The organism is Thermasporomyces composti (assembly GCF_003386795.1).
Lineage (GTDB): Bacteria > Actinomycetota > Actinomycetes > Propionibacteriales > Actinopolymorphaceae > Thermasporomyces > Thermasporomyces composti.
In genome coordinates this window covers 4087370-4113608 of record NZ_QTUC01000001.1, presented here as the reverse complement: position 1 = coordinate 4113608, position 26239 = coordinate 4087370, and the positions used below count along the sequence as shown (strand labels likewise).

The window sequence follows — 26239 nt, the reverse complement described above, 5'->3', positions numbered from 1 at the left end:
CGTCGTGACCGCGGTCACAGGGTGGCCGTCGCGCCACCCGGCCCGGGGTCGGAGGTACTCCCGCCCGGCTCCGGACCGGTGGCCACCGGCCGGGACGGATCGCTGACCCAGTCGGACCACGAGCCCACGTACAAAGCGGCCGAGAGGCCGGCGACGTCGAGCGCGAGGACCTCGTGCGCTGCGGAGACACCCGAGCCGCAGTAGACACCGACGGGCACCGAGCCGTCGACGCCCACCTCCTCGAACCTGCGGCGGAGGTCCTCGGACGACAGGAAGCGGCCGGATGCGTCGAGGTTGTCGGTCGTGGGAGCGTTGACCGCACCCGGGATGTGGCCGGCGACCGGGTCGACCGGCTCCTCCTCGCCGCGGTAGCGGGCAGCCGCCCGGGCATCGAGAAGGACGCCCTGCTCAGCGAGCCGCGCCGCAGCCGCGGCGTCCAGCACGGGCATCCCTCCAGGACGCGGCTGGAAGTCCCCCGGCGTCAACGTCGGTTCCGCTGTCTCGACCGGAAGGCCGGCGCGGACCCACGCGTCGTACCCGCCGTCCAGGAACCGTACGTCGGGGTGCCCGAAGTAGCGCAGACACCACCACGCCCGAGCGGCGCCCCACCCGTCCGGGTCGCCGTAGACCACGACCGGCCGGCCCGCGCTCACCCCGAGCCGTCTCATGGCCTCCCCGAACGTAGCTGGATCCGGAAGAGGATGACGGCCCCCGTGGCGATCCGGTCGAGGTGGGGCGGAGAGGTCCTGGTCGAGATCGACGAAGCCAGCGCCCGGGATGTGGCCAGCGTCGTACCGCTCACGACCCGGTGGTCCGGTCAGCGACCACCGGACGTCGAGCACGACGGGCGGGTGGTCGGACCGCAGAGCGTCGGCAAGTTCGTTCGCGGTGATCAGTGCGCTCACGACGGCAGTGTGACAAATCGCACGGCCTCCACCGGACAGGACCCGCGCGTCCGGTGTCACCAGGCCCCACGATGGTGCGGGGTTTACCGTGGTGCCCGAGCAACCCGCGAGCGCGACATGCATGGGAGGGGTGGGCGATGTCGACGCCGGAGTCTGGTCAGGCGGACGAGCGATCATCAGACCGATTGACCAAGCCGCGCCGGCTACGCCCGGGCGATCGGGTCTGCGTCATCGCTCCCGCTGGCCCGGTCCCGTCGGCAGTGCTCGACAAAGGTCTGGCGATTCTGGAGTCGTGGGGCCTGGAGGTTTGCACCGGCGACCACGTTCGCGACCGGCATCCCACCCTCGACTACCTCGCCGGTGACGACGCCGACCGGGCCCACGACCTCATGGCGGCCTGGTGCGATCCACGCACCAAGGCGGTCCTGTGCGCTCGGGGCGGTTACGGCGCCATGCGCCTCCTCGACTTGCTCGACTGGGACGCGATGGCGGCCGCACCGCCGAAGGTCTTCGCCGGCTCCAGCGACATCACCGCGCTCCACCAGGCGTTCGCCCGACACCTGGGGATCCCGACGGTGTTCGGCGCGATGGTGGCGACCTCGGCGTTCGTCGACGACCCGGTCGCGCAGGCAAACCTCCGCCGGATGCTGTTCCAGCCTGACGCGGGCACGGTGCTCACCGGACCGGGGGCCGAGCCGCTGGTGCCCGGACGGGCACGTGGGCGAACGGTCGGCGGCAACCTCAGCCTCGTGGCCAGTGGGCTCGGCACGCCCGACGCCGAGCGACCGCCGGCGGGAGCGATCGCCCTGCTCGAAGACGTCACCGAAGAGCCCTACCGGCTCGACCGGTACCTCACCCACCTTCGCCGGGCCGGCTGGTTCGACGGCCTCGGCGGCATCGCCCTCGGTTCCTGGGTCGACTGCGGCGACATCTCGACGGTCCGCCAGGTGCTCGTCGATCGCCTGGGCGACCTCGGCATCCCCATCATCTGGGAACTCGGCTTCGGCCACTGCGAGGGCCAGCTCGCGATCCCCCTCGGCACGGAGGTCGAGCTGGTCGCCGAGCCCCCGGTGGCTCATCTTTCCCTCGCCGAGGCCGCTCTCCAGTAGGACAGGCGGGTCCGCTCGGCGGGTCATCGGCGCCCCGCTGACCGATCCGCGGACCGCCCACGACTGACCAGCACACGACACGAAAGCATGGGACTCGTGGACTCAGACACCACCGTGGACTCAGACACCAGCGCCGAGAATCCCACCAGCCCTGACACCGCCGCCGTTGCCCTGTGCTCCAAGCTGATCAGCTTTGACACCACCAACCGCGGGCCCGGCGACTCGGTCGGCGAACGGGAGGCCGCGGAGTTCGTGGCCGCCACCCTCGCGACAGCTGGCTTCGATCCGAGAATCCTGGAATCGGCGCCTCGTCGCACCAATGTCGTGACCAGGATCCCGGGGCAGGACGCGGAGCTGCCCGCGGTGCTGGTGCACGCGCACCTCGATGTCGTGCCCGCGGACCCGCACGAGTGGTCGGTGCACCCGTTCTCCGGCGAGGTCAAGGACGGCTACGTCTGGGGGCGCGGCGCCATCGACATGAAGAACATGTGCGCGATGGTGCTGTCGGCGGTGTGCTCCTGGCCCACCCGAGGCCTGCGTCCCCGACGGGACGTCGTCCTGGCCTTCGTGGCGGACGAGGAGGCCCACGGTGACTATGGCGCCGCATGGCTCGTCGACAAGCACCCGGAGCTCTTCCGCGGGTGCGTGGTGGGGATCGGCGAGTCAGGCGGGCACACCTACGAAGTGGACGGCGTCCGCTTCTACCCCGTGGCGACCGCCGAGCGCGGCACGATCCACCTTCGCCTCACTGCCCGGGGCACGGCCGGACACGGTTCGCGGCCGACCGACGACAACGCCGTGGTCAAGTTGGCCAACGCGGTCGCACGCATCGCCGCCCACCAGTGGCCGGCGCGGCTCACCCCCACCGTGCGCGCGTACCTGGAGCGGGTGGGCACGGCGCTCGGTGTTCCGGTCGACCTCGACGATGTGGACGGGACCGTCCGCCGGCTCGGCCGAGCAGGCCAGCTCGCCGCGCGAGCCCTGCGCAACACCGTCGCGCCCACCATGCTCGACGCGGGGTACAAGATCAACGTGATCCCTGGTACCGCCCACGCCAAGCTCGACGGGCGAGCCCTTCCCGGGCAGGAGAAGGAGTTCCTGGACACGATCGACTCCCTGCTCGGGGAAGGCGTCGAGCGGGAGATCCTGGACTACACCGAGGCGGTGTCCGCGCCCATCGACTCTCCCTGGTTCGAGGCGATGGCGGAGGCGTTGCGGTCGGAGGACCCGGACGCGGTGGTCGTGCCGTACTGCATGGGCGGTGGCACCGATGCCAAGGCCTTCGCCAAGCTGGGTATCGCCGGCTACGGTTTCTCCCCGCTTCGGCTGCCGAAGGACTACCCGCTCAGCGGGATGGCACACGGCGTCGACGAGCGCGTGCCCGTCGACGGGTTGCGGTTCGGGGCGCGGGTGCTCGACCGCTTCCTGCTGACCGTCTGACCTCGGGCGGCGATCGCCGACCCCTCCGTCAGCTCCTGTCGAATGGCAGCACCTCCGGCCGGGCGGCGCCCCCGACCTTGGCGGTTACCCCACGCCGGTGGTGGCGTCGGCACAGCACCTCGTACCCGAGGTCGAGAGCGCGCTCCTCCTCGGTATCGCCGACGACGACCTGCTCTCCTTCGGTGACCATGACACCGCCGACGGTGCGGGCGTTGTGCGTGCCCCGCCGCCCGCACCAGCACAGCGTCTGCACCTGCAGGGTCTCGACCCGGTCGGCCAGCTCGACCAGCCGCTGGCTGCCCTCGAACAACCGGGTACGGAAGTCGGTCAGGATGCCGAACGCGTAGACGTCCACTCCGAGATCGTCGACCACTCTGGCGAGCTGCTCGATCTGCTCGGCGGTGTAGAACTGGGCCTCGTCGCAGATGAGGTAGTCGATCCGGGCTCCGGCCGTCATCTCGGACACGACGAGCTGCTGGAAGTTGAGGTCGTGGGTGACCTCGATCGCGGGGACCGCCAATCCGAGCCGGCTCGAGAGGGTGCCCTTTCCAGCGCGGTCCCGGGACGTGAAGATCTTCCCGCTCAAGCCGCGCTGCCGCGCGTTGTGGTCCATCTGCAGGGCAAGGGTCGACTTGCCGCAGTCCATCGTTCCCGTGAAGAAGACGAGTTCGGCCACGGGCCCTCATCCTTGCGCATCGGGAGGAACGGACGCGAGCGGGTCGATCGCGTCGAGACCTCCGAAGCGCCACGCTCCCTCGGCCGCGACCGCACGCCGAGTCGTCAGACCGCGATCAAGAGCGGAACGATCATCTCGTCAGGGGTCAGCGAGCCGTGCAGGCCGAGCAGCGTGGGCTCCGTCGGGAACGCGTTCCGGCACTCGACGGCCGTGTCGCCGAGAGAGGCGATGAGGACGTCACCCAGACGGGGCAGCACCCGGTCCTCCACCGGACCAAACCAGCCGGCGTCCACCGCTTCGCCACGGGTGAGCACCAAGGCGTCCGGGCCGAGTCTGCTCCGCCAGGCCGCCACCACCTCGTCGGTGGCGCCGGCCTCGGTGTAGAGGTAACGCATCCGAGGATCGCCACCGACGAGGTAGACACCACGCCGGAGCGCTGGGTCGCTGTCGACGTCGACTCGCCGGTCGAAGGGCACGTCCACCATGCCGTGGTCAGCGGTGATGACCAACACGGCGTCGGCCGGCAGGGCCTTGCGCAGCCGGGCGACGAACGCGTCGATCGTGGCGAGTTGATGCCGCCACGCGGCGGAGTGGGCCCCGTCGCGGTGCGCCGTCCAGTCCAGGTCTCCCTCGTACAGGTAGACCAGACTCCGGGTGCCTCGCTCGCTGGCGACGACGGCCCGGTCGATGCGCTGGCCCGCGCTGTCGGCCGGCACGTAGTCGCCACCGCGGAGACCAGCCACGGTCAATCCCGTGCCCTGGAAGGCCTTGCGGGACACCGTCGTCACCGCGACGCCGGCCTCTTCCGCGCGCTCGAAGGCGGTGGTGTGGGGCTGCCACGCCAGCGGCTCCACGGTGGTGTCCCAGCGGAGCGTGTTGAGGAGCTGGTCGGTACCGGGCACCGCCATGGTGTACCCGACCACGCCGTGAACCCCCGGGGGCACGCCCGTGCCCAGCGTCACCAGGCTCGTCGAGGTCGTGGCTGGAACGGACGCGGTGACCGTCCGCCCATCCGCGGCCAAAGCTGCCAGGTACGGAGCCTCGTCGGCGTAGCGGTGGAGGAGGTTCCACCCGAGGCCGTCGATGAGCAAGACGACGTAGCGGTGCGCCGATGGCAGACCCAGCACGTTCGTCATGGCCTCGACCCCGAGCGCGGCCAGCACCGACGGGATGACGTCGGTCAAGGACGCCTCCCCGTAGCGAGGTGGGACCACCGTGCCCGCGGACACCGCCGCTGCGTACGCCGCTGGGAGCGAGCTCATCGCACCGGTGGCCGCCGAGCGAGGGTGCACAGCTCCTGGGCGAAGCCGAGCAACCGACCGACCGCCTCGCCGCCCTCGGCGGCGGAGCTGACCCGCACGGTGACGTCGTCGGAGGAGATCGTGCCGGTGTACCCGTGGTCGGCGTCGCAGTTGGGGTCGGCACACCCGGCCGGCTCCAAGTCGACGCGATGCATCCCGCCCCAGCCGATGGTCAGGATGGCCTCGTGCACCGGCCCTCCGGGCTCGTAGCCAGCCGGGTTGGCCACCACGCGGTTGACCACGACGGAGTTCACCCGATCGAGGGGAATGGCCTCGGTCGACGCCGTGGCGTAGGGCATCGGCATCGTGTCGTCAGCGGGGTGCTCGTCGGTGTGACCCGTGATGAGCCGAGTCGGTGTGAGCACCAAGACCGTGACGTGCCGGGTGACCTCGTCGCGGGAGAACGTCGGCTCGTGGTGGACGAAGAACGAGACCACCCGCTCGCCCGCCAGGCAGGTCTCCAGCGCGTCGGCGACGACGTCGGGGTAGTACCCACTGCGATCGATCGCCGCGCGGAGCTCGTGTGCCGCACTCGCGGACTCACTCATGGCAATCATCTTTCCACGCCGTGCAGACAGAGCGACACCACCCGACCCGGTGTGCGTCGGGCCGGAGGACCACTACATCCGGTCGGGTGCGGTGATCCCGAGCGTCGCCAGGCCCGTCGCCAACACCCGGGCCGTGACATCGCACAGCACGAGACGGCTCGTCCGGGTCCGCTCGTCCTCGGCTCGCAGCACGGGGCACCGCTCGTAGAACGCCGTGAACGCGGTCGCCACGTCGTAGAGGTAGCCGCAGATCCGGTGCAGCTCGACCGTCTCCGCGGCCTTGTACAGCACACCCTCGAACTCAGCGAGCCGCATCGCCAGCGCCCGCTCGGTCGGATCCGCGATGACCACCGACGCGCCGCGCAGCGTGGCGGGATCGATCTCACCGCGACGGAAGACGGACCGGATCCGGGCGTGAGCGTACTGCAGGTACGGCGCGGTGTTCCCGTCGAAGGACAGCATCCGGTCCCAGTCGAAGACGTAGTCCTTCACCCGGTCGTTGGACAGGTCGGCGTACTTCAACGCGCCGACGCCCACGACCTGGGCCACGTCCTGCTGCTCCTCAGCGCTCAGGTGTGGCGCCTTCTCCGCGACGATGCTCGCGGCCCGCCGCACCGCCTCGTCGATCAGGTCGATCAGCTTGATCGACTCACCGGCCCGAGTTCTCAGCCGCTTCCGGTCCGAGCCGAGGACGACGCCAAAGCCGTGGAACTCCGCGGTCGCGTGCGGGCCGAGCCATCCCGCCTCCCGGCCGACCTCGAACAGCATCTCGAAGTGCAGCCGCTGCCCCAGGTCGGTGATGTAGATGATCCGCCGGGCCTTCAGGTCGCGCACGCGATGCCGCAGCGCCGCCAGGTCGGTGGTGTCGTACCCGTAGCCGCCGTCGCTCTTGCGCAGGATCAGCGGGATCGGCTTGCCGTCGCGTCCGGTGAAGCCTTTCGGGAAGGCGCACAGCGCCCCCTCGCTCTCCACCGCCAGGCCCAGCTGGACCAACTCCTCGACCACCGGCCCGAGCTGGTCGTTGTAGCTCGACTCACCGGCGATGTCCGACGGCTCGAGCAGGACGTCCAGCCGCTCGTAGACCTGCTGGAAGTAGCGGGCGGACTCGTCGACGAGCAACCGCCACAGCCGCAGCGTCTCGGGATCGCCGCTCTGCAGGGCGACGACCCGACGCCGGGCGCGCTCGGCGAAGTTCTCGTCGGCGTCGAACTTCTTCCGCGCCTCCTGGTAGAAGCGGCCGAGGTCGCCCACCGACAGCTCGGTCGCCGCCTCGTCGGCGCCGATGTCGAGCAGATGCTCGATGAGCATGCCGAACGGCGTGCCCCAGTCACCGATGTGGTTGCGGCGGACAACCTCGTGCCCCAGGTGACCGAGGAGTCTGACGAGCGCGTCGCCGATGATGGTGGAACGCAGGTGGCCGACGTGCATCTCCTTGGCGACGTTGGGGCCGGAGTAGTCGACCAGCACCCGCTCGGGCTCGCTGACCTTCGCCACGCCGAGGCGCTCGTCGGACGCCATCTGCTCGACCAGGCCGGCGAGGGCGGTATCGGCCAAGGTGAGGTTGATGAACCCTGGGCCCGCCACCTCCGCGTGGGCGACCAGGTCGCCGAGATCCGCTCGGTTCAGCACCTCGGTGGCGATGTCCCGCGGCGGGCGACGCAACGTCTTCGCCAGCGGCAGCGCACCGTCGGCCTGGTAGTCGGCACGCTCGGAGCGCCGGACCGCGGGGTCGGTGGGCTCGCCCGCGACCTCGGTGAACGCGCGGGCCAGGCGTTCAGTGAGCAGCTGGGGAAGGTCGGTCACGGTATGCATGCTCTCACGGGCGCTCAACCGGCCGGAGGCCTGGCGGGTCTCCCGTGCGCTAGCGTGTCGGCTCGTGGCGTACGACGGGAATGTGACGGTTGGCGGGCCGCCCGCGGTCCGTGAGCTGGCTGGTCTGGTGCTCACCAAGGTCGCGGTCGGCCCCATGGACAACAACGCCTACCTGTTGCGGTGCGTCAAGACCGGCGAGCAGCTCCTGATCGACGCGGCGGCCGAAGCGCCGACCCTCCTCGGCCTGCTCGGCCCCGGACCCTTGACGTTGGTCGTGACCACGCATCGGCACCGAGATCACTGGCAGGCGCTCGCGGAGGTGGTGAAGGCCACCAGTGCCCGCACGGCAGCCCACGTCGACGACGCGCCCGGCATCCCGGTGCCGACCGACGTGCCGCTTCACGACGGCGATCACGTGCGGGTGGGCGCGGCGGAGCTCGAGGTGATCCACCTCGTCGGGCACACGCCCGGGTCGATCGCCTTGTTGTACGACGAGCCCGGCGGCCGGCCTCACCTGTTCACCGGCGACAGCCTCTTCCCCGGCGGCGTCGGCAACACCCACGGGTCGAGGGAGAACTTCGAGAGCCTCATCAACGACGTCGAGCGCAAGCTGTTCGACAGGCTGCCGGACGAGACCTGGGTCTACCCCGGACACGGAGCTGACACCACCCTCGGCACCGAGCGTCCTCACCTCGGTGAGTGGCGCGCCCGGGGCTGGTGAGCGCCCGGCGGCTCCGGACGCGTCGACGTCGGGCACCGCGAGCACGCGGCCGGGGCCCCGACGTGGAGCCGGGGTGATCTCCGGCGTCCGGATCGGCGACGCGGCCGACGTCACCGCCGGGGAGCTCCCTGGCGGCTGTGTGATCGTCGCCACGGCTTCGACCGCCACGGCGAGGACGCAGCGCACGTCGTGCGCCGACACGGTGTCGCCGAAGCCGTCGGCATCCGTTCCTTTCGGCGCCTGCCGCCTCGTTCGATCAGCCGCTTGCCACCTCGTTCGATCAGCATCGAAAGAGCTCGTCACCCCGTGCGCGAGGTCACTAGAACCTTCTGCGTTCCGATCCGACGGTCCCTCACGAGGTGGCTCCTGTGAAAGTGATCGCCAAAGGGCTTCTTGGCGTCCTCTTCGGTCTGCTCCTCTGCGCAGTGGCAGTCATCAGGTACGACGGCCCTGTGACGTGTGACGGTGTGTCCATGGGGGAGAACGACACCTGCATCACGATCGGGCATGACGAGGAGGCCAGGTCGTACGAGGAGCAGGCGGCGATGCAGAAACGGTGGAGCATCATCGTGGGCACAATCGGTGGACTGATCGCCATCGGATTCTGTGTCGCCACCGTGAACGCGGCCCGGGAGCAGCGCCGTCGCACGAAGGTCCTTCGCTCGTGACGTTCCGACCGTCACGTCGAACGGCCACGGCGCCGTGGGCGTGCGGTCGGCCACGTCGACGGTGATGAGGCAGACACTCCACGAGGGGGCCCATCTCGGAAACTGCGCACGGGCGGTGACCGTCGCTGGCGCTCCGCCGCGCGCCGGCTAGGTCTCCCGCACCACCTCGGTCGGGTCTTTGTCGAGACGCTGCCCGAGGAAACGGGGGTGACGCAGCTTCCCGTCACTGGTCCACTCGGTGAAGCCGACCTGAGCGACCAGCTCGGGACGCACCCAGTGGGCACCGGGTTCCCGAACTGGCTCGGAGAACGGTGAGGATGGCTGGACGATCCGGTCCAGCCGGGCCCGCAAGTCACGAAGCAGCTGGTCGCTGTAGCCGGTGCCGACCTTGCCGGCGTAGCGCAACCGGCCCTTGTCGTAGTAGCCGACGAGGAGAGCGCCGAACCCTTGTCGAGAGCCGCTCGGGTCGGTGAAGCCGCCGATGACGAACTCCTGGTCGCGAACGCACTTGAGCTTCAGCCAGTCGCGGGAGCGGCGTCCCTCCTGGTACCGAGAGCTCGCCCGCTTCGCGATCAGACCCTCCCATCCGTGGGCACACGCCTGTCGGTAGTACTCCTCGCCGTAGGTGGCCCGGTGCGACGAGTACCGCAGACGACCGTGGTAGTCGAACGCCGCGCGCAAGACGCGTTTGCGCGCGATGAGCGGCAGGCCGGTCAGGTCGACGCGGTCGTAGACCAGCAAGTCGAACAGGTAGATGCAGACGTCGACGCCGGTAGCGGCGATTCGTCTCGGGTCGGTGAGGTGAATCCGCGCCTGGAGCTTGGCGAAGCTGGTGAGGTCGCCGTCGAACGCGACGATCTCCCCGTCGGCGACGAAATTGTCCGCCACCTGCTGGGCGAAGGCGTCCACGAGCTCGGGATAGCTCGCGGACATGTCCTTGCGGTTGCGCGACCACAGCGAGACGTCGCCGCCTGTCCGTACCACGATCGCTCGGACGCCGTCGAGCTTGGCTTCGAAGACCCAATCGTGGTGAGAGAAGGGCTTGTCTGTCAGTGTGGCAAGCATAGGTTGACGCCACTCGACACGAGAGGACGGGCGCAGGAGACGCCGCTGCCCTTCGTCGAGAAGATCCAACGGGTTCGTCATGTCCGCGTGCCATCACCGTGGCCCACCATCATTCCGCGACCTACCCCCGGCCTCGGTCCACAAACAGCGTCGACGACAGCGACCGCGGCCTGAGGCGACCGCACCGGCACAGACAGTGGGCGGACGACCTGGCCGACGAGCAGGTACCGCTCGCCGTCGGCGACTCGACGTGGTCCCCTCCCTCGCCGGGCATTCGCTGCCCCGCTCGAGTCAAGCTCGTGGTAACCGTCGACTCCGGTGACCCGGCATACGTCGACGGCTACGTCGGTGGGGTCTACCGGACGAACTGCCGAGACCTTCGGGTGGGGCAAGCAGCCGTGCGCCGCCTCGCCGCCGACTCGCTCAGGGCCTTCGTTCGTCCGGGCCTCGGGCTCGGCTTCTCGGGCGGCACGGACCCTGCGCAATCGGACCAGTAGGCTGCACGCGTGCGGAAGGTCAGGAACGCGACGCCAGCGACCGTCGCCCTGACGCAGGCGGGCGCGGATTTCGTCCTCCACTCCTACCAGCACGCACCCGGCGCCCAGTCGTATGGCGAGGAGGCGGCCGACGCGCTCGGCGTGCCGTACGAGCGGGTCTTCAAGACACTGGTGGTCGAGACCGACCGTGGACTCGCCGTGGCGGTGGTCCCGGTGGCCGTACGGCTCGACCTGAAGGCCTGCGCCGCTGCGCTCACCAGCAAGCGTGCGACACTCGCCGACCCGGTCCAGGCGGAGCGCGCGACGGGCTACGTGGTAGGCGGGATCAGCCCACTCGGCCAACGCAAGCGGCTGCCCACCGTCGTCGACATATCTGCCCTCGACTTCGAGACCATCTACTTCTCCGCCGGCCGCCGCGGACTACAGATCGAGGCATCTCCGGCGACCTTGATCGAGCTGACAGCCGCGATCACCGCGGCGATCGGCGACCGGCGGGACTGAGAAGGTTGCCGATCACCGGTGACGAGACGTACGCGAGCGAAGACGTAGACGGACGAAGCCGCCTAAACTACGCCAATGCGTGCACATCGGCTCTCCGCGTACGACGCCTGGATTCGCTATCTCGACCTGCCCGGCGATGGTCCAGCTCACGTCTACCTTGCCGGGCTGGGTTCCGCCGCCACCGCGGAGTTTCCCGAGATCGTGACCCATCCCGCGCTGCGCGGTCGCAGGTCCCTCCTGGTCGACCTCCTCGGCACCGGATGGAGTGACCCCGGACCAGGGTGGTTCGGACACACGATCGAGGAGCACGCGGCAACGGTCGCCGCGCTGTTGGACGGCCTCGGACTCCACCGCTGCGTGGTGGTGGGCCACAGCCTCGGTGGCTCGGTGGCGATCACGTTGGCTCACACCAGACCTGACCTGGTGGGCCAGCTCGTCACCAGCGAGCCCAACCTCGACCCCGGCGTGGGGAGGCTGAGCCGGCACATCGCCGACCAGCCTGAGACCCGTTTCGTCATGCGGGGATACGACGTCTTGCGAGCGAGCGTCGAGCGAGAGGAACGGGCGGCTGGCCAATCGCTGTTCTACGCGACGACAGGACGCTGGTCCCCGCTCGCGATGTACCGCGCGGCCGTCTCGCTGCTGGCCGAGCGCGACCCGACCTTCCGCGCCCAGCTGCTCGCCGCGCCCATGCCCCGTGCCTACCTGGTCGGCGAGCGGTCCGGCGACGTGGACGCCACCGACCTGGCCGCCGCGGGGGTCACCGTCCACGTCGTTCCTGACGCCGGCCACACCATGGCCTACGACAACCCCACGGGCTATGCGGAGGCCATCGCGGCGGCGATCATCTCGACCGCGCGGCCCAGCGAAGTCCCCGACGGCCGTCAGCCCCAGCGAGCCCACACGTCGCGCAACGCCGACGCGGCGGCGACGAACGCGTCGTAGGCCTCCTGCAGAACGGCCCGACGCCGCTGGTCCGGGGCGTGTCGGCGCGCGATCGGCACCGTCGCCGCGGCCTCGTCGAGGCTCGCGTACACCCCGATGCCGAGCGCGGCGAGGAGAGCGGCACCGCGGGCCCCGGCCTCCTCACACGCCGGGACTTCAATCTCCATGCCGAGGGCGTCGGCGAACATCTGCGACCACACGGCGCTGCGTGCTGCGCCGCCGGAGAGCCGGGCGGGTCCCTCCAGACTGAACCGCTCTCGCAGCGCGTCGACGTGGACGCGGTGCCCGAGGACAACGCCCTCCATGATCGCGCGCGCGAGGTCACCGCGGCGATGCCAGCCGCGCAGACCGAGCAGGGCCGCGCTCGCGAGCTCCCCGTACGGGGAGCCGTAGAGGAAGGGGTGGTAGAGGAGCCGGCTCGGGCCGTCGAGGACGGCGCTCGCCTCACGTTCCAGGGTGGCGTACGCCTCCCCGTCGGCGCTCAGGCCGAACACGCCCCGCCACCACTCCAGATTCGTGGCCGACGAGGGAGACGTCGCCATGGTGAGCCACTCCCCCGGCCGGACGAAGGTGCGTGCCTGCCACCGCTCGTCGACGATCGGCTCCTTGCTCACCACCTGGTTGATGCTGAAGGTCCCGGCGACCAGGCTCAGCATCCCTGGGCGTACCGCTCCACAGCCCACCGCTGTGCCGTCGACGTCGTGCGCCCCGGTGACGACGGGGGTGCCGGCCGCGAGCCCGGTCGCGGCCGCGCCCGCGTCGCTCACCTCCCCCGCGATCTCCTCGCTCCGCAGGAGGGGTGGCAACCGGTCAGCGAGCCAGCCGAGGCCATACAGCGCGAGCACCTCGTCCGCGTACCGCTGGGTGTGGACGTTGGTGAACGCGGCGCTCGCCTCGCTCGGGTCAGTCGCGACGCGCCCGGTCAGGCGGTACCTGAGCCAGTCCTTGCAGAACAGCACCCATCGAGCGCGCTCGAGCGCTCCACGGTCATGTCGCGCGAACCACGCCAGCAGCGCCGAGGGCGAGCCCGCGAACGGTACCTGACCGGTGAGCTCGAGGGCGCGCGTCCAGACCGAGCCGGATCGCCACTCCTCCAGCACCTCGTGAGCGCGGGTGTCCATCGCGGTCACAGCGGGACGGACTGGCGCACCGTTCTCGTCGACCAGGTAGAGCCCGTCGTTGTGCCCCACGATGCCCACCGCGCCGATCCGGTCCCCAGTCACACCCGCGTCCGCCAAGGCGTTCCGGATGGCCACGCCGGTCGCCTGCCACACCTCCTCCATGTCGCGTTCGACCCACCTGGGACGTGGGCTGTGGACCTCGACCCGCGCGCTACCACCGCCGAGCTCACGGCCGGACCGATCGAACACGCACGCCTTGGTGACGGTCTGGCCGGCGTCCACGCCGAGCAACAGGTCAGCCGTCATGGTTCGTCAGCTCCACCCCAGGTCGCGGGCGTTCACCGCGGACGAGATCCGTCCGGTCTGCACCAGCTCCCGAACCGCCTGAGCCACCAGCTCGGCGGATCGGCTGACGGTGGTGGTGGTGTCCCCACCGAAATGGGTGGTGATGGTCACATTGTCGAGCCGGCGCCACGGGCTGTCGACGGGGAGCGGCTCCTCGTCGAAGACGTCGAGACCGGCGCCCGCGATGCGTCCCTCCGCCAGCGCCTGGTAGAGAGCGTCGTAGTCGACGACGCGACTCCGAGCGGTGTTGATGAAGTACGCCGTCGGCTTCATCAGTGCGAAGTGCTCCGCCCGGATGAGGCGTTCGGTCTCCGGGGTCAGTCGGGCGAGAACGTGCACGAAGTCCGACTCACGGAAGAGGGTGTCCAAGTCGACCGCGACCGCCCCGTACTCGTCGAGCACCCTGGCCTCGACGTAGGGGTCACTGACCAGGAGGCGGACGTCGAAGCCTCGCAGACGTCGGGCGAGCGCCCGGCCGACGTGTCCGAAGCCGACCAGACCCACCGTGCTTCCGCCCACCTCGCGGCCAGGGCCGCCGAAGTCCTTGCGCCAGCCGCCGGACTTCACCGACGCGTCCGCCCGTGCGATGGCCCGGGCCTCGCTCAGCATCAGGCCGATCGCCAGCTCGGCGACCGCGGTGGCATTGCGGCCGTGCACCGGGACGACCGCCACTCCTCGGGCGGTCGCCGCCGCGATGTCGACGTTCTGCAGCCCGCTCCGAGCGACGACGATCGCCCGCAGCTTCGGGCCGGCGTCCAGCACGGCGACCGGCACCGGCGCGAAGTGCAGGACGAGCGCCTCCGCGTCAGCGACCGCCTCGACCACCTCGGTGGGCACCGCGACCGCGTCGGGACCGTGACGTTCCATCAGCTGTTGCGCCGCGTGCTGCTGTGCCTTGTCCCCCGACCACTCGACAGTCCGGACGTCGACGTTGACGTCCTCGGCGAGCGCCTCGACATACGCCGAGGCTGGGATGAAGTGGTCGCCGACGGCGAGGATCCGCATCGTTCAGTCCTCCTGAGCTGAGGTGTCGGGCCGGAACGGGGTGCCAGCGTGTCGAGGATCGGACACCACTCGGTCGAGGTCGAGCCGTGGCTGGAGGCGCACAGCCTGGCGGTCGACGTCGGTCACGGGCGGGGCGAGGCTCCCCGGGGCGCGGACAGCGGCCGACCCCCAGGCCACGGCTTCCCTGAGCGCGGCCGTCCGGTCGCGACCGGCGTCGATCGCGGCGAGGAAACCGGCCAGCGCGTTGTCCCCGGCGCCGACGGCACTGCGGATCTCGCCGACCCGCGCCTGGGCGTGCAGGGGTGGCTCACCGTCGACGAGGACGGCACCGGCCGCACCGAGACTGACCAGGACCGCACCGCCCGTGGTCTGCTGGACGTCCTCTGCCGCGGCCACCACGTCACCGAGCGTGCGCAGTGGACGATGCGCGACCTCGGCGAGCTCCTCGAGGTTGGGCTTGAGGATCTCCGGGCGGCCGGCGAGTCCGTGCCGCAGGGCCTCGCCACTGGTGTCGAGCGCGAAGCGGCGTCCCTCGGCGCGGAGGCGGGATCCCAGGTCGGCGTAGAAGTCGGCGGCGACCCCAGGAGGGAGGCTGCCCGAGGCGACGACCCAGTCGCCGTGACGGCTCGTCCGCAGGACCGCATCGATGAGAGCCGCCACCTCGCTGTCGGTCAGCGTGGGGCCGGGCTCGTTGATCTTCGTGGCGACGCCGCTCACGGTGGCGACGGTGATGTTGACCCGCACCGGCTCGCGGATCGGGACCGCGACGTAACGCACGGATTCGGCCTCGAGCAGGCGCAACACCTGCTCGCCCTCCGGACCGCCGGAGGGCAGCACGGCGACGGACTCCACGCCATTGATCGCCAAGGCTCGGGTGACGTTGACACCCTTGCCGCTCGGCTCGACGTGCCGCCCGGCGGCCCGGTTCACGCCGCCGACGACGAGATCGGGCACATCGAGGGTCCTGTCGAGCGACGGGTTCGGCGTGACCGTGACGATCACGGGCCCACCACCTGGGACACGGGTGGGTCGCTCCGCGAGGTGCCGGAGTCCATCACGCCTCCTGTCCTCCGCCTACCGGCCACCCGAGCGTGGCCTGCCTCGTAGCCGGCCGGATTCTAGGCCGGGTCATCAGCGGACCCAGCAGCTGTGACCTCCAGGGAGCGACGACGCTGCCCAGGGACGCTGCCTAGGGTCGAGCGACCTGACCGGATCCGTCCGCCCACCCTTGACGGCTGTCCGACCTCCTCGGGAAGCTCGGCGCGGAACGACCACTGAACCACCGCCTGGCGGGCTTCGACCGACTCGGGAGCGTGGAGCTGACCATGACTGACACGGTGCCGAAGACGATGCGAGCCGCAGTGCTTCGTCGGGTTGGCGAGCTTGTCCTCGAGGAGCGTCCGGTGCCCGTGCCTGGGCCTCGCGAAGTCCTCATCCAGGTCCGGGCGGTGGGCATCTGCGGCTCCGACGTCCACTACTACGAGCACGGTCGCATCGGCGACTTCGTGGTCCGTGCGCCGCTCATCCTCGGGCACGAGCCCAGCGGCGTGGTCGTTGCCTGCGGCGCGGACGTCACCCGGCTCTCCCCGGGTCAGCGGGTCTCTCTCGAACCCGGCGTGCCGTGCTTCACGTGCGTGGAGTGCCGTCTGGGGCGCTACAACCTCTGCCCCGACATGCGGTTCTTCGCGACACCTCCGGTCGACGGCGCCTTCTGCGAGTACGTGGTCCTGCACGAGGAGTTCGCCCACCCGGTCCCCGACAGCCTGTCCGACGACGCCGCCGCCCTCCTGGAGCCTCTCTCCGTGGGCGTCTGGAGCGCTCGCAAGGCCCGCGTCGGTCCGGACACTCGCGTCCTCGTCACAGGCGCGGGCCCGATCGGACTGGTCGCGCTGCAGGTGGCGCGCGCCCTCGGCGCGCCCGAGGTCGTGGTCACCGACGTCCGGGCTCAGCGGCTGGCCGTGGCCGCCGAGCTCGGCGCCACCATGACCGTCGACGTGACCACGACGTCCCTCGCGGACGCCGAGGTCGAGGCGGATGTGCTCCTCGAGTGCTCCGGCGCGCCCGCGGCGATCGGTCCGGCGATCCGACGCGTGCGCCCTGGCGGGCGGGTGGTCCTCGTCGGCATGGGCGGCGACGAGATCTCCCTCCCGCTGGCGCACGTGCAGCGCCACGAGATCGAGGTGACCGGTACCTTCCGGTATGCCAACACCTGGCCGGCGGCGATCGCCCTCGCCGCGTCCGGTGCGGTCAACCTCGACCGCCTGGTCACCCACCACATGGGTCTGGCCGACACCGAGCGGGCACTCACCATCACGGCGGAGGACGAGACGGCCCTCAAGCCGGTGGTGCGTCCCCAGGAATGACAGCTCTCTCCACTGCGACCGGTCTCTCCACGACGACTGGTCTCTCCCCTACGACTGGAAGGACATGCCCTTGAAGGCCGCGGTCATCTGCGCTCCGGGACAGGTCAGCGTCGAGACGGTGCCCGACCCCTCCCCTGGCCCTCGGGACGTCGTGGTCCGGGTCGCCGCGTGCGGGCTCTGCGGCACCGACCTGCACATTCTGGAGGGCGAGTTCGCCCCGACCCTCCCCGTCGTGCCCGGGCACGAGTTCGCGGGTGAGGTCGTGGCGGTAGGCAAGGACGTCACCGAGGTCCGCGTCGGCGACCAAGTGGCGGTCGATCCCTCCCTTCACTGCGGGGAGTGCCACTACTGCCGGCGAGCGCGAGGCAACCTTTGCGAGAACTGGGCGGCGATCGGTGTGACGACCGCCGGCGGCGCCGCCGAGTACGCCGTGGCACCCGTGCGCAACTGCTACCGCCTCCCGGAGGGGGTGTCCACAGCCGACGCGGCGCTCATCGAGCCGCTGTCGTGCGCGGTGCGCGGGTTCGACGTCCTCCCCCGCGTGCTCGGCGACCACTACCTCATCTACGGCGCGGGCACCATGGGCTTGATGATGCTCGAGCTGGCGAAGCGGGCCGGCGCGGGCAGCGTCAGTGTCGTCGACCTCAACCCGGCTCGCCTGGAGACGGCGCGCGAGCTCGGCTGCTCCGGTGCGGCGACGAACGCGGACGAGCTCGCGGATGACTTCCCGCGCGGCTGGGACGTCGTCATCGACTGCACCGGGGTGGCGGCGGCCATCCAGGACGGGCTCGCCCGGGTGGGTCGCGGGGGTACGTTCCTGCAGTTCGGCGTCTCGTCGTACGACGCCCGCGTGGAGATCGAGCCGTACCGGATCTACAACCAGGAGATCACCATCACCGGCTCGATGGCGGTGCTCCACAGCTTCGAGCGAGCGGGCGACCTGTTCGTCAACGGCGTGTTGCGTCCGGACGTCTTGATCAGCGACCGCTTCCCGCTCGACGACTACGCCACCGCGCTCGAGAGGTTCAAAGCCGGCATCGGCCGGAAGATCCAGGTCGTTCCCTGAGCGGCGCTCGTCCGCTGCGCAACGGCTCACGGTGAGCAGGCCCGCCGCGGCGGGTGGGCGGCATGTCGCGCCTTGACGCATGAGCTCCGCGATTCGTGGGCACGACACCTCATGCGCGAGGACTTGTGCGTCGGCCACGCGGATGGGTCGGGTCGGCGCGGACGAGGGGCGACGATGCCGACACCGACACCTGCGGAGCTGCTGGGGCTCGGCCTCGCCGGGGCCGCCGCCGCGGGCCTGGGGCTGCGGTTCTCGTCACCGACCCCACGGCGTGGCGAGGCGTTCCTGCAGTGCTGCGGTGTGGCGGCGCCGACGCCGGAGGAGTGCGAGCGGGCCGCCACCTATCTCCGCCAGCATCGCCAGATCTTCCTGGTCCTGGTCGTCCTCCTGGTACCGGGTCTTACCGGCCTCACGGCACTGGTCGGAGAGGGCGAGGCGAGCCTGATCTGGGGCCTGGCGGGCGGTCTGGTCGGGGGAGCGCTCCTCACGTTGGTGGTGGCCGAGGTCTCGCGGAGCACGTCGCGACGGCAGAGCACCGGGCGCCTGCGCCGGCGGCCGTGTCGTGTCCTGCGGTCGCTCGACCCATTCCACCTCGCGGCCATCGTCGTCACTCTCGCCCTGTTCGTCTGCGGTCTCCTCGCCGCGGTGGTGGGCTTCGCCGCCCAGCGGTGGGCGCATCACGTGGTCACCTGGTACTCCCAGCGCGCCGACCTGATCGGGGCCGTCGCCACGCCACCGCAGGGATTCGCACGTCTCTGGCTGGTTCTCACCCTGCTCGTCGCGGTCGCGGCGGCGACGACGGCCGCGGTGTGGCTCAGCCTGTTCAGGTATCCGGAGCCCGACGACTCGCTCGATGCGGTCTTGCGCCTGCGAACCGCACGCGTCGCCCTCGGCACCGGAGCGCTGGCCTGCGCACTCCTCACCATCGCCGCTCTCCGTCGGCTCACCGTCATCGTCATGCCTCGCTTGGACGTGTGGGTCGAGCGCGCGTTGCCTCCTGCTCTGGCCTGGGACTTCCCCGCCCTGCCCGGCTGGCTGCCACCCGTCCACCAGATCTTGGACTCGTTCCTCGCGCCCGTGCTGACCGGGTGTGCGCTGTGCGTGGCCGTCCTCGTCCACCCCGCGCTGTGGCGGCGTGGCGAAAGGAGCGGTTGAGCCGACGCCGCGATCCGTCGCGCGGGCCGCGCCCGGCACACTGGGTGGGTGACCGCGGTTTCGTCGACCCCGCCGACCCTCGCCCGGTTGCAGCCCACGTTGGACGCGGTGCCCGGCACCGTGTCGGTGTGGTGCGGCCCGCCGGGACGCCCTCCGGTCTATGCGCGGCTGCCGGACGAGCCCCACTACGCGGCCAGCACGATGAAGGTCGCCGTCATGGCCGCGGCCTACCGGCTCGCCGAGGCGGGGCGGCTCGACCTGGACGCCGAGGTCCTGGTGCACGACGAGTTCCCCTCCGCCCTCGGCGATGGCACGACGTACCGGTCGACGGCTGACTACGACAATGACCCGCAGCCGTGGGAGAGGCTCGGCCGAACCGCCCGGCTGCGCTGGCTGGTCCGGCGAATGATCGTGCGGTCGAGCAACCTCGCCACCAACCTGGTCTTGGAGCGGGTCGGGATGGCCGCGGTCGCCGAGGTCTGGGCTGCGGTCGGTGCCCGACGCTCCACCGTGGCGCGCGGCATCCAGGACTATGCCGCGGAGGACGCAGGGCTGTCGAACGTCGTGACCGCCAGCGACCTCGCCGCCCTCCTCGCCGCGGTCTACCTCGGCGCCCGACGGTCGGCTCACGGTGACCGCGCCCTGGCCTCGCCGGAGGCGTGCGAGGAGATGCTGTCAAACCTCCTCGCCCAGGAGGTCACCGACGACGTGGTGCGAGGCCTGCCACCCGGCACAGCCGTCGCGCACAAGAACGGGTGGGTCGATGGCATCCGCCACAGCGCCGCTGTGGTCCTTCCACCGGACGCGCCCGCCTACGTTCTCGTGACCTGTGTGAGCGCGCCACTGGGAGACGAGGAGGCGTGCGACCTGGTGGCGCGGGTCGCGGCGGCGAGCTGGAGTGATCGACGCCTGGTCGCGGGCTCCTGAGTGCGCGTCCGGGTGGTCGACGCCCCGACAGACGACCGGCACCTCCGACGGGCACCTCGGGCGATTGTGGAACGTCGTGCTCGGATCGTGACCTGACTCCGCGACTTTTCTTCGCCGAAGTCATTGCGCCCCGTAACACCAGTTGGTAGTCGTATGTGCACGCATAGTTGCGGAGCACCGACAGAAGGGGCGTCTGTGGGTGGCATCCGCGCGACTGACCGGTCTCTGCGCGGCACGGTGGTCGGCGACTGCTCGGGAACGCCCCGGCGGGGTGGCGGACACGACACCGAGGGGGCGAGAGATCAGTGGCGCTGCCAGGGGCATCACAGGAACGTACCTTGGCTGACGAGGTCGCGCGTCTGCTCGACGACTTCGACCCGGGGTCGTGGCGGATCGTCCCTGGAACACCCTGGTACGTCGCCGTGCCCTCCACCGGCAGAACCGGGAGGCCGTGGCGCTTGCACCTGTCGGCAGCGCCGCACTCGGCCCTGACGATCCTTCAGGTGGTGGTTCCCCTCCTTGCCCAGCGAGCTCTGCCGTTCGCGTTCGCTCCCACGGTCGAGCATGTCCGTCACCTCGGCAGTCAAACATGCGCCGCCAGCGAATTCGGGATCTTCCTGAGCACCTCGCCCGAGGACGGCGACGACGCCCACCTGCTCGACCTGGCCAGGCACCTCTACACGGCGACCCGAGGACTGCCCGGACCACGCATCCCGCAGGCTCGGCCCTACCGGATCGGCGGCATCGTCCACATCAGTGACGGTGACGGCGACGTGGACCTCACGACGGCACGAGCTGCGTCCGCGACCGTCGTGGCGTGCGAGGTCTCCGAGCGCAGGCCCTACCTCCGCCTCGGCGCCGAGCGCCCGCCGCTCCACGTCGATCGCGCCGACGATCACGACCGCTCCAGGAGTCCGATACTCCTGCACGGTCGATACCTCGTCACCTCCGCTCTGCGGGTCACTACGACAGGTGGCGTGTACCTCGCCACCGACCTGGCTGCAGAACCCAGGTCGACCGACGTCGTGCTCAAGCACGCTCGCGCCCACACCGACGTCGACGCTGACGGCACCGACGCCCGCGCTCGACTGCTCCGAGAGGTTCACACCCTCCACCACCTGGCACGGAGGGTGCCCGTACCTCGTCCGCTCAAGGCGTTCGCCAACGCCGGCGACCTGTTCGTGGTCTGTGAGAGCCGGCCAGCCACACCTTTGCGGCAGTGGGTTCAGCAGCATGCCGGGAGCGAGGGCGGCGTGCCCGCGCCAGCGGCCCTGCTGGTGGCTCGACGGTTGATGTCCTTGCTGGCCTCAGTGCACCGGGCGGGGTACGTGCTCCGGGACCTCGACCCGTCGCACATCGTCGTCGGCGCCGACGGGTGGCCGACGCTCATCACCGTGAGCGACGCGGTGCCGACCGGGCACGTCGCGCCCAGCCGAGGGGCCCGCGAGTACCGGGCACCCGAGGTGCACGATCCGGACACGCCAGTTCCAGCGACGCCAGTCCAGGACCTGTTCGGGCTTGGGGCACTCCTGTTCCTCCTCGCCACAGGGAACGATCCCGTGCTCCCTGACGATGACGGCCACGAGCACCGACCGATGCGTGAGCGGCTCGCCCCCTGGCTGGGTCTCGTCGCACGCTACAGCGACACCGCGCGTCTGTTCGCGCCGGCGATCATGACGTTGCTCGCCGACGATCCCGCGGAGCGCGGGGACCTGCCGAGCGCGAGCCAGCTGTTGTCGGCTGCCCGCACGACCCCGCCCTCCCCTCCTCCGGTCCACCATCCGTCGGTCGACGCCTTGCTCGCCGACGGCCTCGAGTACCTCATCGCCACCATGCGTCCCGACGAGGATCGGCTGTGGCCGACGAGCGAGCCAGGGCGCCGAACGGATCCTCGTTCCGTCCACCACGGCGCCGCTGGTGTTCTCTCCGTGCTGCTCCAGGCGCGGGCCCGCATCCCGCCAGAGCGGACGCCGTTGGGTCTGGATGCCGCCGCACGGAAGGCGGCCTCGTGGCTCGCGGACCGCTGCGAGGACGGCCAGCCGCTCCTTCCCGGCCTGTACGACGGCCTGGCGGGTACGGCGTGGGTTCTCGCCGACGCAGCGGTGGCGCTCGACGAACCGCAGTTGCGTGCTCACGCCGAACGGGTGGCACTGCGGCTCCCGACCAGCTGGCCCGTGCCCGGCATCGCGCACGGGCTAGCGGGAGCGGCGCTCGCCCACCTTCACCTGGCCGGCGTCAGCCGGGCAGGCGCGGGCGAGTACCGCGGCGGTGATGGCAGGTTCCTCGAACGGGCCGCTCAGTGTGCGCGTTCCTTGCGCGACGCGGCGGTCCCCGGATCCTGCGGGCCGACGTGGCCGGTCCCCACCGGTATCCGGTCTCGGCTCGCCGGAACGTGCCACTACGGTTTCGCTCACGGCGTCGCGGGGATCGGCTACGCCCTGCTCTGCCTGGGCACCGCGCTCAAGGACGAGGCGTGCCTCACCTTGGCAGCCGAGGCCGGGTCCGCGCTGTGTCGCGCCGCCTCCAGCGACGACGACGGCGCCGCGTGGTGGCCGGTCGGACCGCACGACTCGACGCGCAGGTCGCACTGGTGCGACGGGTCCTCCGGGATTGGAACGTTCCTCCTTCGGCTGTTCGCCGTCACCGGAGAACAGCGCTTCGCCGAGTACGCCCGGGCCGCCGCCGGCGCGGTCCACCGTGCTCGGTGGACCGCCTCGCCTGTCGTCTGCCACGGGCTGGCCGGGGACGGTGAGTTCCTCCTCGACGCCGCCGCGTGGCTCGCCGACCCCACCTACCGCGCCTGGGCCGAGGACTTGGTCCCGCTGCTCGCCGTGCGTCACTGCCGTCGCCGCGGGCGCGTCCTCCTGCCAGACGAGAGTCTTCGGAGCCACGGCGCCGACTACGGTGTCGGGCTCTCCGGGGTGGTGTCGTACCTCCTCCGACTGCGGCACGGTGGCGCGCGGGCGTTCCTGCTCGACAGCCTGCTGGTCGACGAGTCACTGGAAGCGGTTCCGGAGCCAGCCGTTCCCTGGTGACGGCCACGCCGTACACCCACTCCCGCGCGGAGGACGTTGACCCAGGGACGTTGACCCAGGGACATGGAGCGCCCCAAGCGGCAGGTAACGTCGGCTGGCGTGTCGAGGATCACTGAGGTCCGGTGCCACCCGGTCAGCGCCCCACTGCACACCCCCTTCGTGACCGCACTGCGCCGCGCGACGACATCGGAGTCGTTGCTCGTCGAGGTGCTCGACGACGACGGGAACAGCGGCTGGGGTGAGGCACCGGAGGTGTGGCGGGTCACCGGCGAGTCGATGGCCGGCGCCCAGGCCTGTGTCATGGGGCCGTTGCGCGACGCTCTTGTGGGCGCCGATCCCGACGACCTCACCAGGCTGCTGCGCGCCGTCCACACGTCGGTCGTCGGCAACCACAACGCCAAGGCCGCTGTCGACGTCGCCCTTCATGACCTCGCGGCACGTCGACTCGGCATCCCTCTGGTACGTCTGCTCGGTGGCACCAGCCGCAGGGTGCTCACCGACGTGACCCTCTCCGCGGGAGAGCCTGACGAGCTCGCCGAGGCGGCACGCGCCCGACTCGAGGAGGGGTTCACCGTCCTCAAGGTCAAGGTCGGTCAACGCACGGCGGCGGGAGCGCGTGCCGACGTCGCCCGCGTCCGAGCGGTCCGTGACGCCGTCGGGCCCGACGCGCTCATCCGCATCGACGCCAACCAGGGGTGGACTCCACGGGAGGCGGTCCGGGTCATCCACGCGCTCGAGGACGCCGACCTCGACGTCGAGCTCGTCGAACAGCCCGTCGCCGCCGCCGACCTGGACGGCCTGGCGTTCGTCAGCGACCGGGTCACCACCCCGATCCTGGCCGACGAGGCCGTCTACGGCGCCCGGGACCTCGTCGAGGTCATCCGCCGTCGAGCCGCCGACCTGGTCAACGTCAAGCTCGGCAAGTGCGGTGGGATCGGCCCCGCGCGGACCTTGCTCGACCTGGCCGAGGCGCATGGGATGGGCACGCTCATCGGCTCGATGGTGGAAGGGCCGATCGGCGTGGGAGCGGCGGCCAGTCTCGCCGCCGCGTGTGGGACCACCCTGGTCAGCGACCTGGACGCCGCGTGGTGGCTGGCCGAATCCCCCGTCGAGGGCGGGATGAGGTACGAGGGACCCGAGGTCGTCCTGCCCGACGCGCCCGGGCTGGGGGTCACGGGCCTGCGGTAGCACGGGATCCCCGGAGCGGTGTCGTGGTGTGCTGAACACATGGGCCCGCTCGCTGTCTCGTGGCCGGAGGATCCTGAGCGCCTGGCCGCGATCCAACGCGATCTCGCCGCTGCAACCCCGCCGCCGTGGTGGCCGCCGCGAGGTCGACCGATTCTGGTTGGCGGCTGCTTCTGTTGCTCTCCGCGAGGCACCGAGGGGCGAGGCGACGCCGGCGACGAGGTGTGGGCGGCCGCGGTCACGATCGCCAGCGACACCGGTCGGCGCGTCGCGGCCCGCGTCCACCGTGGCCACGCGGGTGCGCCGTACGTCACCGGTCAACTGGCCCGACGGGAAGGCGTCGCGCTGGAAGCGGCGGTCAGGGCGCTGCCGGTCCAACCCGACGTCCTCCTCGTCAACGCCACCGGGCGCGACCACCCACGCCGCGCGGGTCTCGCGCTGCACCTTGGGGCCGTGCTCGACCTGCCGACGGTCGGTGTCACCCATCGTCCGTTGCTGGCGACCGGAGCGTGGCCGGCCGACACCGCGGGAGCGACCAGTCCAGTCGTGCTGGAGGGCGAGGTCGTCGGGGCATGGATGCGGACGCGGGCGACCAGGCGTCCGCTCGTGGTGCACGCCGCTTGGCGCACCACGCCGGACGTCGCGGTCGAGGTCGTCCGGTTGGCGACCCGGGTGTACCGAACGCCGCTTCCTCTCCGCGAGGCGCGCCAGTTGGCGCGGAGAGCTCGTGGACGCATGAGCTCGGCCGCTTCATCCACGAGCGAGGCGTCCAAGCCGCACGAACGTGCCGATCCCGCGAAAGACCGCTGACGCTCACGCGCGTGGCGACAGAACCGCGCTCGGACGGTCACGGTCCGCGCTCGGCTACGGTGGCTTTCCATGACCGATCCGTCACACCGCCCGTCCACCGTCGCCGGGCCTGACGTCTCACGACCCGGTCCGTGGGCGATCCAGGTCGCCGCGACGACGTTGTGGACCGAGCCGGACGCGGTGCGAGACCTCGACGCTCCCATCGTCGCGGCGCGACCGGATCCACGCGGGTGGGCCGCCCACCTCGACACACCCGCCCGCGCCGACCTGGTGGGACGGGTACTCAGCCAGCTCCTCCTCGGTGAGCCGGTCGACGTCATCGCGGAACGAGGCGACTGGCTGCAGGTCGTCGCCCTGTGGCAGCCGTCGGAGCTGCACCCGCGCGGCTACCCCGGGTGGGTCCCACGCGCCCACGTCGGCCCCGCCCCAGTCCCGTCCGACCGCGCCGCGGTCGTCGCGGTGGAGGCCGCTCCCATCCGTCGTTGTCCTGGCGGCGAACCGCTCATCGACGATGTCTCGTACGCCACGGTGTTGCCGGCGCTGGAGGACACCCCGGCCGGTGTTCGGGTCGGCCTGCCCGGCGGCCGCGACGGCTGGCTGGACCCCACCAGCTGCGTGGTCTACCCGGTGACACCCAGGCGGCAGGTCGACGGCCACGCTGTCCTCGCGGCGGCGCGGCGCTTCGTCGGGCTGGAGTACCTGTGGGGTGGGCTGAGCGCCTTCGGCCTGGACTGCTCGGGCTTGGTTCACCTCAGCTTCCGGGCGCTCGGACGCATCGTCCCCCGTGACGCGCACGACCAGGCCGAGGCCGCGACGCGGATCGGTCTTGAGGACGTCCGCCCAGGAGACGCGTACTTCTTCGCCCATCCCGGCAAGAAGATTCACCACGTCGGCCTCGCGACCGGCGATGGACTTCGCCTGCTCCACGCGCCACAGAACGGCAGGCGGGTGAGCGAGGAGGAGATCGTCGACGAACGCCTCGAGACCCTCCTCGACCAAGCGGGCGTCCTGGCCGACTAGACCACCCGACGCCGCCCGA

Annotated in this window: 24 protein-coding genes; 15 read left to right on the top strand and 9 right to left on the bottom strand. The window is 71.0% G+C overall.

What is annotated here, in order from left to right; all coding sequences use genetic code 11:
- Positions 1-14: 14 nt before the first annotated feature.
- Complete coding sequence (locus DFJ64_RS17910; RefSeq protein ID WP_211310663.1) at positions 15-905, bottom strand: sulfurtransferase; 891 nt, start codon at positions 903-905, stop codon at positions 15-17.
- Positions 906-1090: 185 nt separating this feature from the next.
- On the opposite strand from DFJ64_RS17910, the gene DFJ64_RS17905 reads away from it, so the two are divergent.
- Both DFJ64_RS17905 and DFJ64_RS17900 read left to right on the top strand, forming a co-directional pair.
- A complete protein-coding gene (locus DFJ64_RS17905) occupies positions 1091-2014 on the top strand; it encodes a S66 peptidase family protein (protein ID WP_245941211.1) in 924 nt (307 codons plus the stop codon).
- Between the two features lie 96 nt (positions 2015-2110).
- Positions 2111-3454: a M20/M25/M40 family metallo-hydrolase gene (locus tag DFJ64_RS17900; RefSeq protein WP_245941210.1), complete on the top strand. Its 1344-nt coding sequence runs from the start codon at positions 2111-2113 to the stop codon at positions 3452-3454.
- A gap of 28 nt (positions 3455-3482) precedes the next feature.
- Here DFJ64_RS17900 and DFJ64_RS17895 read toward each other — a convergent pair whose 3' ends face one another.
- From DFJ64_RS17895 to argS, 4 genes are all read right to left on the bottom strand, one after another.
- Entirely contained in the window at positions 3483-4130 is a 648-nt protein-coding gene (locus tag DFJ64_RS17895; RefSeq protein ID WP_115851482.1) for a thymidine kinase, read from the bottom strand.
- 104 nt (positions 4131-4234) lie between these two features.
- Complete coding sequence (locus DFJ64_RS17890; RefSeq protein ID WP_115852217.1) at positions 4235-5392, bottom strand: alkaline phosphatase family protein; 1158 nt, start codon at positions 5390-5392, stop codon at positions 4235-4237.
- Complete coding sequence (locus tag DFJ64_RS17885; RefSeq protein ID WP_115851481.1) at positions 5389-5979, bottom strand: DUF5998 family protein; 591 nt, start codon at positions 5977-5979, stop codon at positions 5389-5391. The genes DFJ64_RS17890 and DFJ64_RS17885 overlap by 4 nt, the downstream gene beginning before the upstream one ends.
- A 72-nt stretch (positions 5980-6051) precedes the next feature.
- Entirely contained in the window at positions 6052-7791 is a 1740-nt protein-coding gene (argS, locus tag DFJ64_RS17880; RefSeq protein WP_115851480.1) for an arginine--tRNA ligase, read from the bottom strand.
- Positions 7792-7855: 64 nt separating this feature from the next.
- Here argS and DFJ64_RS17875 point away from each other — a divergent pair, with 64 nt between their 5' ends.
- Together DFJ64_RS17875 and DFJ64_RS17870 are read left to right on the top strand one after the other, a co-directional pair.
- Positions 7856-8512 carry an MBL fold metallo-hydrolase gene (locus tag DFJ64_RS17875; protein WP_115852216.1) on the top strand — a complete coding sequence of 219 codons (657 nt, stop codon included), beginning with the start codon at positions 7856-7858 and terminating at the stop codon, positions 8510-8512.
- 368 nt (positions 8513-8880) lie between these two features.
- Entirely contained in the window at positions 8881-9180 is a 300-nt protein-coding gene (locus DFJ64_RS17870; protein WP_147304754.1) for a hypothetical protein, read from the top strand.
- A 147-nt stretch (positions 9181-9327) separates the two neighbouring features.
- Here DFJ64_RS17870 and ligD read toward each other — a convergent pair whose 3' ends face one another.
- Entirely contained in the window at positions 9328-10245 is a 918-nt protein-coding gene (gene ligD, locus DFJ64_RS17865; protein ID WP_245941209.1) for a non-homologous end-joining DNA ligase, read from the bottom strand.
- A gap of 299 nt (positions 10246-10544) precedes the next feature.
- Between ligD and DFJ64_RS19295 the strand changes: the two genes are divergently transcribed.
- The 3 genes from DFJ64_RS19295 (at position 10545) to DFJ64_RS17850 (ending at position 12188) form a co-directional block, all read left to right on the top strand.
- Positions 10545-10742 carry a hypothetical protein gene (locus DFJ64_RS19295; RefSeq protein WP_147304753.1) on the top strand — a complete coding sequence of 66 codons (198 nt, stop codon included), beginning with the start codon at positions 10545-10547 and terminating at the stop codon, positions 10740-10742.
- 9 nt (positions 10743-10751) lie between these two features.
- The gene (ybaK, locus tag DFJ64_RS17855) at positions 10752-11243 is read left to right on the top strand and encodes a Cys-tRNA(Pro) deacylase (protein WP_115851476.1); all 492 of its coding nucleotides are present in this window, start codon (positions 10752-10754) and stop codon (positions 11241-11243) included.
- A 75-nt stretch (positions 11244-11318) separates the two neighbouring features.
- Positions 11319-12188, top strand: a complete 870-nt coding sequence (locus DFJ64_RS17850) for an alpha/beta fold hydrolase (protein ID WP_115851475.1) — start codon at positions 11319-11321, stop codon at positions 12186-12188.
- Here DFJ64_RS17850 and DFJ64_RS17845 read toward each other — a convergent pair.
- From DFJ64_RS17845 to pfkB, 3 genes are read right to left on the bottom strand one after another with little or no spacing between them, the layout of a single operon-like run.
- On the bottom strand, positions 12128-13615 hold the full coding sequence (locus DFJ64_RS17845; RefSeq protein WP_115851474.1) for an FGGY-family carbohydrate kinase: 1488 nt from the start codon (positions 13613-13615) through the stop codon (positions 12128-12130). The genes DFJ64_RS17850 and DFJ64_RS17845 overlap by 61 nt on opposite strands.
- Positions 13616-13621: 6 nt before the next feature.
- The gene (locus tag DFJ64_RS17840) at positions 13622-14659 is read right to left on the bottom strand and encodes a 2-hydroxyacid dehydrogenase (RefSeq protein ID WP_115851473.1); all 1038 of its coding nucleotides are present in this window, start codon (positions 14657-14659) and stop codon (positions 13622-13624) included.
- A gap of 3 nt (positions 14660-14662) precedes the next feature.
- The gene (pfkB, locus tag DFJ64_RS17835; protein ID WP_115851472.1) at positions 14663-15661 is read right to left on the bottom strand and encodes a 1-phosphofructokinase; all 999 of its coding nucleotides are present in this window, start codon (positions 15659-15661) and stop codon (positions 14663-14665) included.
- Positions 15662-15984: 323 nt separating this feature from the next.
- Between pfkB and DFJ64_RS17830 the strand changes: the two genes are divergently transcribed.
- The 8 genes from DFJ64_RS17830 to DFJ64_RS17790 all read left to right on the top strand — a co-directional run bounded on the left by DFJ64_RS17830 (position 15985) and on the right by DFJ64_RS17790 (position 26220).
- The gene (locus DFJ64_RS17830; RefSeq protein WP_211310660.1) at positions 15985-17022 is read left to right on the top strand and encodes an NAD(P)-dependent alcohol dehydrogenase; all 1038 of its coding nucleotides are present in this window, start codon (positions 15985-15987) and stop codon (positions 17020-17022) included.
- Positions 17023-17086: 64 nt separating this feature from the next.
- On the top strand, positions 17087-18088 hold the full coding sequence (locus DFJ64_RS17825; protein ID WP_245941208.1) for a zinc-dependent alcohol dehydrogenase family protein: 1002 nt from the start codon (positions 17087-17089) through the stop codon (positions 18086-18088).
- Positions 18089-18262: 174 nt separating this feature from the next.
- Positions 18263-19243 (top strand): hypothetical protein, encoded by a 981-nt coding sequence (locus DFJ64_RS17815; RefSeq protein WP_170152662.1) that lies wholly within the window; start codon positions 18263-18265, stop codon positions 19241-19243.
- 48 nt (positions 19244-19291) lie between these two features.
- The gene (locus DFJ64_RS17810; RefSeq protein ID WP_211310659.1) at positions 19292-20170 is read left to right on the top strand and encodes a serine hydrolase; all 879 of its coding nucleotides are present in this window, start codon (positions 19292-19294) and stop codon (positions 20168-20170) included.
- A gap of 338 nt (positions 20171-20508) precedes the next feature.
- Entirely contained in the window at positions 20509-23205 is a 2697-nt protein-coding gene (lanL, locus tag DFJ64_RS17805) for a class IV lanthionine synthetase LanL (RefSeq protein ID WP_115851468.1), read from the top strand.
- Positions 23206-23268: 63 nt separating this feature from the next.
- Complete coding sequence (locus DFJ64_RS17800; RefSeq protein ID WP_115851467.1) at positions 23269-24393, top strand: mandelate racemase/muconate lactonizing enzyme family protein; 1125 nt, start codon at positions 23269-23271, stop codon at positions 24391-24393.
- A gap of 39 nt (positions 24394-24432) precedes the next feature.
- The gene (locus tag DFJ64_RS17795) at positions 24433-25200 is read left to right on the top strand and encodes an endonuclease V (protein ID WP_115851466.1); all 768 of its coding nucleotides are present in this window, start codon (positions 24433-24435) and stop codon (positions 25198-25200) included.
- A gap of 69 nt (positions 25201-25269) precedes the next feature.
- A complete protein-coding gene (locus tag DFJ64_RS17790) occupies positions 25270-26220 on the top strand; it encodes a C40 family peptidase (RefSeq protein ID WP_115851465.1) in 951 nt (316 codons plus the stop codon).
- Positions 26221-26239: the final 19 nt, after the last annotated feature.

Excerpts from the sequence above, each read along its gene's own strand:
- DFJ64_RS17790 (WP_115851465.1), top strand. The coding sequence starts at position 25,270 with ATGACCGATCCGTCACACCGCCCGTCCACCGTCGCCGGGCCTGACGTC.
- DFJ64_RS17840 (WP_115851473.1), bottom strand. The coding sequence starts at position 14,659 with ATGCGGATCCTCGCCGTCGGCGACCACTTCATCCCAGCCTCGGCGTAT.
- DFJ64_RS17825 (WP_245941208.1), top strand. The coding sequence starts at position 17,087 with ATGCCCTTGAAGGCCGCGGTCATCTGCGCTCCGGGACAGGTCAGCGTC.
- DFJ64_RS17800 (WP_115851467.1), top strand. The coding sequence starts at position 23,269 with ATGGAGCGCCCCAAGCGGCAGGTAACGTCGGCTGGCGTGTCGAGGATC.
- ligD (WP_245941209.1), bottom strand. The coding sequence starts at position 10,245 with ATGCTTGCCACACTGACAGACAAGCCCTTCTCTCACCACGATTGGGTC.
- DFJ64_RS17845 (WP_115851474.1), bottom strand. The coding sequence starts at position 13,615 with ATGACGGCTGACCTGTTGCTCGGCGTGGACGCCGGCCAGACCGTCACC.
- DFJ64_RS17890 (WP_115852217.1), bottom strand. The coding sequence starts at position 5,392 with ATGAGCTCGCTCCCAGCGGCGTACGCAGCGGCGGTGTCCGCGGGCACG.
- DFJ64_RS17815 (WP_170152662.1), top strand. The coding sequence starts at position 18,263 with ATGCCGACACCGACACCTGCGGAGCTGCTGGGGCTCGGCCTCGCCGGG.
- DFJ64_RS17830 (WP_211310660.1), top strand. The coding sequence starts at position 15,985 with ATGACTGACACGGTGCCGAAGACGATGCGAGCCGCAGTGCTTCGTCGG.
- DFJ64_RS17885 (WP_115851481.1), bottom strand. The coding sequence starts at position 5,979 with ATGAGTGAGTCCGCGAGTGCGGCACACGAGCTCCGCGCGGCGATCGAT.
- DFJ64_RS17795 (WP_115851466.1), top strand. The coding sequence starts at position 24,433 with ATGGGCCCGCTCGCTGTCTCGTGGCCGGAGGATCCTGAGCGCCTGGCC.
- argS (WP_115851480.1), bottom strand. The coding sequence starts at position 7,791 with ATGCATACCGTGACCGACCTTCCCCAGCTGCTCACTGAACGCCTGGCC.
- DFJ64_RS17850 (WP_115851475.1), top strand. The coding sequence starts at position 11,319 with ATGCGTGCACATCGGCTCTCCGCGTACGACGCCTGGATTCGCTATCTC.